The organism is Neochlamydia sp. AcF65, assembly GCF_018342435.1.
Lineage (GTDB): Bacteria > Chlamydiota > Chlamydiia > Chlamydiales > Parachlamydiaceae > Neochlamydia.
In genome coordinates this window covers 123,201-133,993 of sequence record NZ_JAEMUE010000031.1, presented here as the reverse complement: position 1 = coordinate 133,993, position 10,793 = coordinate 123,201, and the positions used below count along the sequence as shown (strand labels likewise).

The following is a 10,793-nucleotide window of genomic DNA, read 5'->3' as shown; positions in this document are numbered from 1 at the left end:
CACCAGCAGTAAGCCAAGCGGCGCTAAAATCTATGAAAGCAACCATTAGGCAATGGAATATAAGAAATAGAACAGATTTAGAACTTGGAGATATAGCCAAAATGTATAATCCAGTTATCAGAGGATGGCTAGTATACTATGGGAAATATTCTCCATCAGCTCTATACAAATTCTGCAGACATTTCAATAAGACACTAGTGGCTTGGGGAATGCGTAAATACAAGGAACTTGCAGGTCATAAAACAAGAACGACTATCTTTATAGGAAAGATAGTAAAAGAAAACCCAGAGTTATTTGTACACTGGAATAAAGGAATGATAGGAGCGTTTGCTTAATTGGGAGCGGTATGAATTGAGAGGTTCCTGTACCGTTCTAAGAGAGGCTTGTGGGGAAGTTCCACAGGTCGACTCACCACATTGACCATTCTCGCACTAAAGCCAGGCATCCTCAAACCAATGGAATCTGCGAAAGGTTTCATCAGACCATCCAAAACGAATTTTATGCCACAGCTTTTAGGAAGAAAGTGTTTAAAAATGTTGAAGAATTACAAGGGGATGTGGATAAATGGATGAATGAGTATAATAATGAGAGAACACATACAGGAAAGTATTGTTTTGGCAAGACGCCTTTACAAACATTCTTAGATGCCAAACATCTTGCACAAGAAAAGATGTTAGATAAGTTACAACTGACAGAAATAGTACCTGCCAGGTAACTCATGTTTGTCAGGTCAAGTACTGTCTAGGACAATTTAAAATTAGATTGTGCAACAAATTTTCTGTAAAATCTGAGATCTTTTTCTTCTAACTTATTTTTTTAAGGTGTTTTGCCCCTTTTTAGATTGTTCGCATCAATTTTAATGAGCCCCCCTTCATGGAGTGAGGGGGCACAATTAAAATTGACACTCACAATCTTAAGAGGCAAAAATATTGTTTATCTTTTTTGTTCTCACTCTCTTATCTTCAAGTATACTTTATCACTCATCCAATCCTCATGAATCTCCTGAAGCACTGCTGTAACCAATCTTTCGCATGATTCTTCATTTGGAAACACTCTTACTACTCTTGTGCGTCTCTTAATCTCCTGATTCAGTCTTTCCATCATATTAGAAGTTCTAATTTTTACGTGATGATGGAAAGAAAATTGAAAAAATGTCAGCCCCTCCTCTACATTGTTTTCAAGCCACTCTACAAACTTAAGAGCCGTTTTTTCATACTTTTCTACTGCCATCCTTGTGCACTCTAAAGCTAAATTTAAATTCGGGCAATTAAAAATGTCTCGCATCACTTGCCCTATTTCTTCTTTCATTTCTTTTTTAGGTGCATATCCTTGAGCATTTTGAGCCATATGAAATGTACATCTTTGCCAAGGCACACCAGGGAACACCTCTTTCCTAGCTGATCCTAGGCCACTATGGTCATCTGAAATAATAAGTTCGAGCCCATGCATGCCCCGTTTTGAAGATTTTCAAAAAAGATTTTCCAATGAATTTCTGCTTCAGAAAGGTTTACTGAAATACCTAAAATCTCTCTCGTTCCTTTTTCATTAACGCCTATGGCTGAAAATACGGCTAAATCCCTTACGTAGCCGCCATGTCTAACCTTTTCGTATCTAGCATCTATATAAAGGTACTTTATTCTTTCTAGAGGCCTTTCACGAAAGGCTTTTAACTCTTCATCCAAAAGGCTTGTTAATCTAGAAACTTGAGTAGCACTAATATCAAAGCCACAGAGCTCTTCGGTGATTTGCTTAATACGTCTTGTAGAAACGCCTTGTACATACATTTCGGCTATAGCAAGCTTTAAAGTTCTTTCTGAACGGCATCCCTTTTCTATACATGAGGGATAAAACTTTAAATCCCGCACTTGCGGTATTTTCAGTTTCAATAACCCGGAGCGAGTATTTAAGGTTTTATCTTTAAATCCATTAGAATAGCCTTTCCGTTCTTCTGTGCGTTCATAGGATTCTGCCCCTATACATTTTTTCGCTCAATTTTCATTAATTCATTCAGTAACTTTTCTCTAACAGGTGCAAAATTGTCAGTGGGTGTAATTAAAAGTGTTGGCAAGATAAGGAAGGATTAATACATACTGAAAGTGTAGTAAAAGGAGGTTGCATATGCTTAACGAAGAAGAAGTTAATAAAGTATTTAATCGCTTAAAGGAGCATCCCAGTCTATTAGAATCCATCAGAGATTTATTAGATATTACCGAAGGAGTTAAAGGGATTGAAGTGGCGGATGATGCTGAATTTGCTCTTATTCCCGAAGTTAGAGGCTTAGGGAAAAAATGCCTTGAGGATTGGGCAAAGCATCAAGTAAATGAACAAGAAGCCAAGGCTCGGGAAATGAAATTAAGACAGCATTCCAAAAAAAACTAAATTGGCATACAACATTTGGGATAGTAGGGATGGAAGAGAGGTGCTTCCTACAAGCAGGACAATTGATTAGACCCTTTTCTTTTTCTTCCAAGGTTAGATGTAGAGGGTATTTTTTACCATTAGAACGAGCAATAACCGACTTTGGAGCAGATATTGCGTTTGGAAAAGTAGGAGAAAAGATGAAGGATCATTATGGAATTGAAGCTCCTTCTTCTATGGTTAGATTGATTACCCAAAAGCATGCAAGCAAAATAGCTAAGCTAAAAAAAGAAGCAGTAAGCCAAGAAGCAATTATTATCAGTGAAACAGATGGAAGTATGGTACCCATTGTGGAGATAGATGAGGCCGACAAATAAGCAAAAAAAGATGCAAGAAAAGCAAGGAAAGTATGTGTGTGCCACGAGCACATCGTAGATGTGCGTAACTATATGAAAGATGAGGGAAAATGACTCCTCGAAGTCGCTTTGCAGGAAGAGATTTCAAACCACCTTAAGCTGCTTTGGTCAAAAGCCAAGGTAGTGAGCGTTAAGGAAAAGGTATGATAAACATATCAGGTGAGGGCTAAGGAGACGAACGAAAGTGAACTATTGGCTCAAGTGTCGAAAGCTTGCTCAATGACGTCAAAACTGGGGGCTGCATACTCTTCCAAGATAAATTTAGGGGAAACCTGTTTACTGCCTAAATGGCGTCCGGCATAGAGATAGCGTGAACTTAGTCTAGGCTTTTGTATGGAACGTGGGAACCTCATAGATGATGTTAAGAGAAAACCATATAAGTGAAGAACACAAAGTGGGAAATATCGAAGCATGTATGAGGGACAGATCAACTCGTAGTAGTGAAGAAGCCTTTGTAATGAAGGGGGAGCGAAGGGGTTGAATTGTTCAATCCACCTCAATAAGTCAAGTAGAAATACGAGGAACTTATGAGGGTGGGGAAAAAAGGCTGGAAAGCTTGAAGAACAATAGGAGCCGTATGAAGCGAGAGTTTCACGTACGTGTCTGTGGGAGCCTAAGGGGGAAGTCCCCTTGGGCGACCCGATTACCTTCTTGACTGTCAAGAAAGGTTGTTTTCCCAGCCTAGCAATCTGCAGAAAAAGAGAGAAATTTCTTGTCATTATAAATGTGTAGATTAGCTTAAGCTTGCTTAGTTGTAGGAAGGAAAGCGGATGACTTGTTTAAAGATAAGATGGCTAAAAATTTTTTATTTCATTTTAGCTCACCCCCATTTAAAAAGCACATATGGCCATTCTACAATTGAAAACGCTGCCTTATTTCTTCTGCAATATCTTTCAAAGGATTTGCCGTTAATTCAAAGTCTTGCAGCTTAGACAATTGCCCGATTTCTGCAGGCAGAGTGGTGAGCTGGTTTTGATTTAAGTCAAGCCATGCCAGCTGAGACAGCTGCTCGATTTTCGCAGGCAGAGCGGTGAGTTGGTTTTGATTTAAGTAAAGCGCTCGTAGTTGAGACAATTGCCCTATTTCTACAGGCAGGCTAGTGAGCTGGTTTTGATCTAATTGAAGGTTTTTTAGCTGAGACAGCTGCCCGATTTCCATAAGCAAAGCGGTGAGCTGGTTTTGATTTAAGTCAAGCTCTTGCAGCTGAGACAATTGCCCTATTTCTACAGGCAGGCTGGTGAGCTGATTTTGATTTAAGTAAAGCCTTTGTAGCTGAGACAATTGCCCTATTTCTACAGGTAGGCTGGTGAGCTGATTTTGATTTAAGTAAAGCCTTTGTAGCTGAGACAGCTGCCTGATTTCTGCAGGCAGACTGGTGAGCTGGTTTTGATTTAAGAAAAGCTCTTGTAGCTCACGCAGCTGCCCGATTTCTGTAGGCCAAGCGGTGAGCTGGTTTTGATTTAAATAAAGCTCTTGTAGCTGAGACAGCTGCCCGATTTCTGCAGGCAGACTGGTGAGCTGGTTTTGGCTTAAAAAAAGCTCTTGCAGCTGAGATAACTGGCCTATTTCTGGGGGTAAAAGTCAAGCCTACTCTATATAAATCTAAAATCATGATGTTTTTACAATTTTCTTCAATCCAATCTCTAAAAAGCTCCCCTTTTTTCCCTAGAGGCAAGTGCTTAATTTCTTCTCGGCTCAAGTATTCTTCCCCACCAGGAAGCTTTTTCCAAAGTAAAAGGCGATTAACATTTAAGAGATAAGAAGAGTAATTAGCCAGAGTTAAGCCTCTTTTTTCTTCTGTTTTCCATTTAAATTCTAAAGGAGAAATAGATTTAGCTAAGGTAAAAACTTGTTTAAAAACTTGATAAACTTTTTCAGTAGAGGTAAGTCCAGGATTGAGTTGATAAACTTTAGCTAACACAAGAGCTCGCTGGGTAGTGGCATTCACCATGGGAAAATGAAGCTGGGCTATTTTTTTATAAAGAGAAGGCAGCACTTCAGAAGCCAGCAGATGATGCCATCTTTTACACACGCTAAATAAGGAAGGAACTGCGCAAGCCTCTAAGATAGGGAGCAGCAATTCATTGGGCAAGCTTTCAATAGAGACTGAAGAGATAGGATGCATTTTATCTCCTTGAGTAGTAATGACCTTTTATCATTTTTACTTCTTAAAGACAGAATAAAAAAATTAAAAAAGCAAGTCAAACGAATTCGGATCCTCATCAATAAAAGATAGCTCCTTGATGATCTACCACTGGCGCTTTTTTTCCGGATAGATTTAAGGAAAGGGGGGCCTTCCAAGCATTTAGGAGTAGCCACAGGTTTTGAGGATTAAGTGACGCGGCAATTTTGGTTTGGTTAATTCGCCTTAAATTAATATTCTAGGAGCTCTTTTTTTAATGCTATATTTTCTTTACAATTCAATCATTATAAAGCTCTTAATTTCTTGCAAAGTTTACTATGAAACCAAGAGCCTATCCCGATAATCTGCCTATCCAAAACATTATAAGACTAAAATTTAACAACCCTTTCCAATACTTCACTTGTCTTTCCCATCGCACAACGATTCTTCTAAACTTTCGTTGTAGCCAAGATATGGCTCTTTCAACTTGCCACCTCCATTTCTTGAGCTGGCAGGCAATCACCTCAGCTTTCTTGATAGCCCCTATTCTTCGTCTAGGTATAAATGGATATATTTTCCTTTTTAGCAGCTTCTCCCTAAGTTCCTCTGAGTCGTATCCTTTATCAGCTTCTAAAATAGGTATGACTTGGCTGAATTCATAAAGCCTTTGCAGCTTATCCATATGCGGATCAATCAACTTTTCCACCTGTTTCCTTTCATCTCCTTTAGCGCTGGTTACTTCAAAGCTTAATGGACTGCCATTGCCGTCTACTAGAAGATGGGTAGTCATGCCTTTACCCTTGTAACCATAGTCTATTAACTCACCGCCTCCCTTCCCCCCCTGAAAAAAAAACCATCGATGGCTAGTCTTTCCCAATTAATCATTCCCGCTACATCTGCGCATTCCTTTAATGCCGCTAGCAAGCTATCTAAAGTTCCATCTTCTTGCCATTTACCTAGCCACCGATGAGTAGCAGATCTTGATCCCCAATTCGGTCCTTTAGGCAGATCACACCAACGTGAGCCGGTAATCAAAATCCAAAATAAGCTATTACAAATCTTTCTCCAGGGAGTATGCGGCTTTCCCTTTAAATTTTTTGGAGGATTCTGCGGCCAAAGCGGTTGTAAGATTCTCCATTGAGTATCTGTAAGTCCTTCAAATCTTCCTGGCATACATCTTCTCCTTCTTAAAAAAGAAGAGTATACACTAGGATTTAAATTTCTCAATATTATCGGGATAGGTTCAAACAAGCTAAATAGCCAACAAGGCCGCCTTTCTAAATTCCGCCTTAGTGGCGAACTCAATCAAAATCATCCTCTTATTTAAGCTATCTTAAGTTGATTGGATGGGAGCAGCTAGAGGAAGAATTTAATAAGTTGTTTGTAGAAAAATAGGCTAACCAGCTAGGCCTGCAAGGTTAGTTGTAGGGCTCCTTACCTTGTAATACTTGTAGGAGATTTCTGATAAAAATGTAGCGTGTCGATGGGTAGAAAATGCTTACTGGCAATATTTTTGTGGGTATGATTTTGGCACCATGCGCACCCATCCTATTTCTTTAATTAACACGAGTTATCGAATAAGGAAATAATTGAAAAAAGACCTTTACCTGGTTTAAAAATGTTTTTCACCAAAAAAACTTAAAGATAGAAGGTCAAAATGATCGAAAAAGATAGCCACTTGTTAATCTCCATTAACATGGCATGTTCTTAAGGAAATCCTATTGTTGCCTCTCTTCTCACTTATGATATGCTTGCATTTCTTAAAGCAAGGCTTTCCTAAAATTACTTCGCTATACAATACAAGCCACTCCTTAAAGCCTTTCAAAGAGTCTATCAAGGACTACAAAATTTACTCAGAAATTCTAGGCCTGCCTGAGACGAGTTAGAAAATAAAATGTAATAAAATGGCTTGCTGTCAGAAGTAGAGCCATAACACTTCAGACTATGGGTTTAGCAAGAGGCCCTTTCTATAGGGGAGAAATTTTACGAAAGAGGGTAGCGGGCTCTTATAAAGCCTAATAAAGCTCTTATTTCAAGATTTGCGGCCTGATACAACGACTTTCAAGTTATCTAGCAATTCACAAATAAGGGATTGATGGACTTTAGAAATCGAGACGCTTTTTTGATCAAGGATTGCTGTAAGCTTCTTGAGTTGTTGAATAGTATTTTCTCCCCAATTTGGCCCCCTTTTATCTTTGTCTTCTAAAGGGAAAAGCTCTCGAATTTTAATTAAGAGTTCAGCTTTTGTTTCCCCTTGATAAGACTCTACAAAATTTTGCTTTTTTTCTAAAGGGGCTTCTCGGCTTGCCAAAGTATAAACGGCCTGACGAGGCATCGCTTCAATTTGAGGACGCAATTTTTTGGGGAGCTGCTCATAAAATTCATAATACTGTAAGAAATTATAAGGGGTTTGACGGTTGCCATAGGCTGCTAATAGCCAAGCTGTAAAAGCACCATCCCTATAACGCGTGAGAATGGATTGAGCTTTTTTTATGCGTTCTCCATGCAAAATTGCAGCTTGGTTGTTGATTGCTTTGACTTCAGAAGTAATAGAGGTTAGAGAGGTAAAGTCTTGCTCCAAGTCTTCCTTGCCTACGGCATATTGACGCAATAGATTAAGAAGAAATTCTTTTTCTTTATCATTTAATTCACTGAGGCTAAAAATCCCCGAAAAGCTGGTAAGATTTCCACTGGCTGATTGCTTAGCTAAGGCAGACATTTTAGAAGTTTGACTATTTTTCTTGAGACGCTCTGATATCAAGCTGTTAACATGGCTCATGGTTTTTTGTATCCTTAAGGATTTGAAGGTAAAGAGTGGTAAAAATTTTATTAGTTAAGGCGTTAATTTTTAGTCTAAAAGTGGGTCTTTTTTCTTAGCGATCATCTTTTATGGGCGGGTCAATGTAAAGCGGCTTGACATTATAAGCGTTTGAGAAGTTCTTTAGTTAAGGCAATATAGTCTTCAGCTGCCCTGCTATTAGGTACAGTATCAAAGATGGGCTTACCAAATATGGAAGCTTCTGATACACAGATGTCTCTACGTATTTTAGTTTTTAAAAGTTTTTTTGGAAAAGTTTTATCGATGACTTCTAAAAAAGCCTCATTGCTTTTTCCACGAGGGTTCCAAAAAGATAAAATCACTCCTAATAAATTTAAAGGGTGGCGTTGCCCAATGCTTTCCATAAACTGCGAGAGTCTTTCCAATCCTTTAACGCTGTAGAATTCTGGGGTTGCACATACTAGCGCATGCTGAGCGGCAATCAAAGCCGATTCAGTTAACCAACAAAGAGAAGGAGGGGTATCAATAATAGTAAAATCGTAGGGAGCATCTTTAATACAGTCACTTAATCTCTCATGAGAGTAGCGGTCAGAAGCCAGCTGGCCAGTAACTTCCACACGCTCGAGCCATGTATCTGCAGGAATAAGATCAAGGTTGCCAACACTAGTCTTCTTGATAACTTCTTTTAGAGTTTTATTACCTTGCAAAACTGTAGCCATGCTATCATTTTCATCAGGATCGAATCCTAAGCCTGTTGTTAAGTTGGCTTGTGCATCAAAATCTATTAAGAGCACCTTTTTTTTATGAAACTTAGCTAAGGCAGCCCCTAAATGCAAAGCACTAGATGTTTTAGCTGTTCCTCCCTTAAAGCTGCTAATAGCTATACAATGCATGATGAGGAAGTCTCCTTCTTAAAAGGTGTTTCCAAGCTTCGGCTCTTTCTTTCTTGCTCTATCTGTAGGATTAATTCATCCAGTTTAATTTGGCCATGTACTACATTGTCACGAGTGCGCAGATTAATGGTCTTATTCTCCTGTTCTTGATCACCTACAGTCAAAATGTAGTTAATCTGGGCAAGCTGAGCATTACGGATTTTTTTGCTGACAGATTCGCTGGCATCATCTACATCTACATGAAAGCCCTTCTTTTTCAGTGTAGCGCATATTTCATCAGCATAAGGAGCATGTCTATCAGCTACAGTCAAAATACGCAATTGAAGAGGGCTAATCCATAAAGGAAATTTTCCTGAAAAATGCTCAATCAAAATACCAAAAAATCGCTCCACGGAACCAAAGATGGCCCGATGCAGCATGACAGGCCGTTGTCTGCTTCCATCGGCTGCGGTATATTCTAATTGGAATCTTTCGGGAAGAGCCATATCCAATTGTATAGTTCCACATTGCCAAGTACGATTGATGGCATCGCGAATATGAAAGTCAATTTTAGGCCCATAAAAAGCCCCATCGCCTGGATTAATTTTATAAGAATATCCTGACTCGTCTAAAGCTTCTTTCAAGCCTTTGGTAGCCATTTCCCATTCTTCATCGCTACCAATTGTATTCTTTTCTGGGCGGGTGGAAAGTTCCAAATGATAATGCAATCCAAAAGTAGTATAAAGGCTGTCGGCCATATGAAGAATAGAAAGGATTTCCTGTTTAATATCACTAGGCTTCATGAAAATATGAGCATCATCCTGGTGGAAGCTACGGCAGCGAAATAACCCTGATAAAGCGCCTGATGGTTCATAACGATGTACATTACCTATTTCTGCCACACGTAGAGGAAGTTCTCGATAGCTATGTACTTGAGACTTGTAAAAAAGCATACAGCCAGGGCAATTCATGGGTTTAATAGCATAATCATGATCTTCAATAGAAGAGGAAAACATATTTTGCTTATAGTTAGTCCAGTGGCCTGAAAGCTCCCACAGTTCACGCGCCATCAGCGTAGGAGTTTTAATTTCAATGTAGTTGCCCTCTTCTAAATATTCTCGAATGAATTTTAATAAGGTGTTCCAGATGATCATTCCTTTATGATGAATAAAAGGCATGCCAGGAGCTTCTTCTTTAAGAGAGAATAGATCCAGATGAGGTCCTAAGACTTTATGATCCCTTTTTTTAGCTTCTTCGATTTGCTGCAAATATTCTTTAAGCATTTTACGCTCGGGAAAAGAGATGCCGTAAATACGAGTAAGCATTTCTTTTTGAGGATCGCCTTTCCAATAAGCTCCCGAAGTTTTCATTAACTTTATGGCTTTAACCTTTCCTAGATTAAAAAGATGAGGCCCGCGGCAAAGATCAAAAAATTCACCTTGCTGGTAGCCTGTAAGCTCCGAATCAAAGCTGTTGATTAATTCAGTTTTATATTTATTATTTTTAAAAGCTTGTAATGCTTGTTCTTTGGAAGAAAAAATTTCTCGTTGCGTGATATAGTTTTCGCCAATGATAGCTTGCATTTCTTTTTCAATTTTTTCAAAATCGTTTTCTGAAATATTTAGATTGGCAAAATCATAATAGAAACCATTCTCGATGGGTGGTCCAATTGTGGGTTTAGCTTCTGGATAGAGACGAAGGACCGCTTGGGCTAGTATATGAGCAGATGTATGCCAGAAAATCTCTTTACCCTTAGGATCTTCAAAGCTAAAAAATTCGACCTCATCTCCTTCGCTTAATTCTTGCGAAAGGTCATATTTTTTTCCATTAATACTTACCCCTAAAGCTTGATGAGGGCCCCGAAGATTCATCTTTTCTGCTAAATCTCTAGCTGTACTTTTTTCAGAAATTTCTATAGGTTGCTGGTTATTCAATTTGACGAACATGGTAATTAGCTTATCCTTAAGATGATAATTAATAATAACCTTCCTTAAAACATTTGGCAAGGAAAGAAATTGTCGAAGTTAACAGACAATAGGGAGGCCATGCAAGTAAAAAAGAGGAAATGAGGAGTCCATAAGCCTCGATGGATGGTTTAAGCAAATAAAAGCTTTTAGTTAATATGTTTGTTGTAATTTATTTAATTTAATTATTTTAATGTTAATTAATGGTTTTTTTTACTTAAATCTACTCTTTATATAATATGCTTGTTAATGTTATGGTTTCGCCATCTACCATTTATCTTG

The 10,793-nt window shown here is 38.6% G+C and carries 10 protein-coding genes and 2 pseudogenes; 4 read left to right on the top strand and 8 right to left on the bottom strand.

Annotation, left to right across the window (positions count from 1 at the left end):
• Both NEOC65_RS03275 and NEOC65_RS03270 read left to right on the top strand, forming a co-directional pair.
• Positions 1 to 335 (top strand): group II intron maturase-specific domain-containing protein (locus NEOC65_RS03275; protein WP_283248272.1); only part of this gene is annotated, 335 nt, incomplete at its 5' end.
• Between the two features lie 80 nt (positions 336 to 415).
• Positions 416 to 715: pseudogene (locus NEOC65_RS03270) on the top strand (integrase core domain-containing protein); the annotation flags it as partial.
• A gap of 233 nt (positions 716 to 948) precedes the next feature.
• Here the strand turns inward: NEOC65_RS03270 and NEOC65_RS09540 are convergent.
• Positions 949 to 1,976: pseudogene (locus NEOC65_RS09540) on the bottom strand (IS256 family transposase).
• A gap of 142 nt (positions 1,977 to 2,118) precedes the next feature.
• On the opposite strand from NEOC65_RS09540, the gene NEOC65_RS03255 reads away from it, so the two are divergent.
• Together NEOC65_RS03255 and NEOC65_RS03250 are read left to right on the top strand one after the other, a co-directional pair.
• Positions 2,119 to 2,379: a hypothetical protein gene (locus NEOC65_RS03255; protein WP_166155595.1), complete on the top strand. Its 261-nt coding sequence runs from the start codon at positions 2,119 to 2,121 to the stop codon at positions 2,377 to 2,379.
• A 29-nt stretch (positions 2,380 to 2,408) separates the two neighbouring features.
• Positions 2,409 to 2,735 carry a hypothetical protein gene (locus NEOC65_RS03250; protein WP_166155593.1) on the top strand — a complete coding sequence of 109 codons (327 nt, stop codon included), beginning with the start codon at positions 2,409 to 2,411 and terminating at the stop codon, positions 2,733 to 2,735.
• An 891-nt stretch (positions 2,736 to 3,626) separates the two neighbouring features.
• Here the strand turns inward: NEOC65_RS03250 and NEOC65_RS03245 are convergent.
• From NEOC65_RS03245 to thrS, 7 genes are all read right to left on the bottom strand, one after another.
• On the bottom strand, positions 3,627 to 4,283 hold the full coding sequence (locus NEOC65_RS03245; RefSeq protein ID WP_347566642.1) for a leucine-rich repeat domain-containing protein: 657 nt from the start codon (positions 4,281 to 4,283) through the stop codon (positions 3,627 to 3,629).
• Entirely contained in the window at positions 4,186 to 4,899 is a 714-nt protein-coding gene (locus NEOC65_RS09535) for an F-box protein (RefSeq protein ID WP_242678188.1), read from the bottom strand. Before NEOC65_RS09535 ends, NEOC65_RS03245 begins: the two co-directional genes overlap by 98 nt.
• Before the next feature lie 349 nt (positions 4,900 to 5,248).
• Positions 5,249 to 5,686, bottom strand: coding sequence for a transposase (locus tag NEOC65_RS03235; RefSeq protein ID WP_213155701.1), 438 nt, complete (start codon positions 5,684 to 5,686; stop codon positions 5,249 to 5,251).
• A 26-nt stretch (positions 5,687 to 5,712) separates the two neighbouring features.
• A complete protein-coding gene (locus tag NEOC65_RS03230) occupies positions 5,713 to 6,069 on the bottom strand; it encodes a transposase (RefSeq protein ID WP_213155700.1) in 357 nt (118 codons plus the stop codon).
• A gap of 859 nt (positions 6,070 to 6,928) precedes the next feature.
• A complete protein-coding gene (locus tag NEOC65_RS03225) occupies positions 6,929 to 7,675 on the bottom strand; it encodes a CT583 family protein (protein WP_166155587.1) in 747 nt (248 codons plus the stop codon).
• A gap of 140 nt (positions 7,676 to 7,815) precedes the next feature.
• On the bottom strand, positions 7,816 to 8,568 hold the full coding sequence (locus tag NEOC65_RS03220; RefSeq protein WP_039386553.1) for a ParA family protein: 753 nt from the start codon (positions 8,566 to 8,568) through the stop codon (positions 7,816 to 7,818).
• Entirely contained in the window at positions 8,556 to 10,493 is a 1,938-nt protein-coding gene (gene thrS, locus NEOC65_RS03215; protein ID WP_213155699.1) for a threonine--tRNA ligase, read from the bottom strand. The genes NEOC65_RS03220 and thrS overlap by 13 nt, the downstream gene beginning before the upstream one ends.
• Between the last annotated feature and the right edge of the window lie 300 nt (positions 10,494 to 10,793).

Coding starts and splice junctions, on each gene's coding strand:
- NEOC65_RS03255 (WP_166155595.1), top strand. CDS start 2,119: ATGCTTAACGAAGAAGAAGTTAATAAAGTATTTAATCGCTTAAAGGAG.
- NEOC65_RS03250 (WP_166155593.1), top strand. CDS start 2,409: ATGGAAGAGAGGTGCTTCCTACAAGCAGGACAATTGATTAGACCCTTT.
- NEOC65_RS09535 (WP_242678188.1), bottom strand. CDS start 4,899: ATGCATCCTATCTCTTCAGTCTCTATTGAAAGCTTGCCCAATGAATTG.
- NEOC65_RS03235 (WP_213155701.1), bottom strand. CDS start 5,686: ATGACTACCCATCTTCTAGTAGACGGCAATGGCAGTCCATTAAGCTTT.
- NEOC65_RS03230 (WP_213155700.1), bottom strand. CDS start 6,069: ATGCCAGGAAGATTTGAAGGACTTACAGATACTCAATGGAGAATCTTA.
- NEOC65_RS03225 (WP_166155587.1), bottom strand. CDS start 7,675: ATGAGCCATGTTAACAGCTTGATATCAGAGCGTCTCAAGAAAAATAGT.
- NEOC65_RS03220 (WP_039386553.1), bottom strand. CDS start 8,568: ATGCATTGTATAGCTATTAGCAGCTTTAAGGGAGGAACAGCTAAAACA.
- thrS (WP_213155699.1), bottom strand. CDS start 10,493: ATGTTCGTCAAATTGAATAACCAGCAACCTATAGAAATTTCTGAAAAA.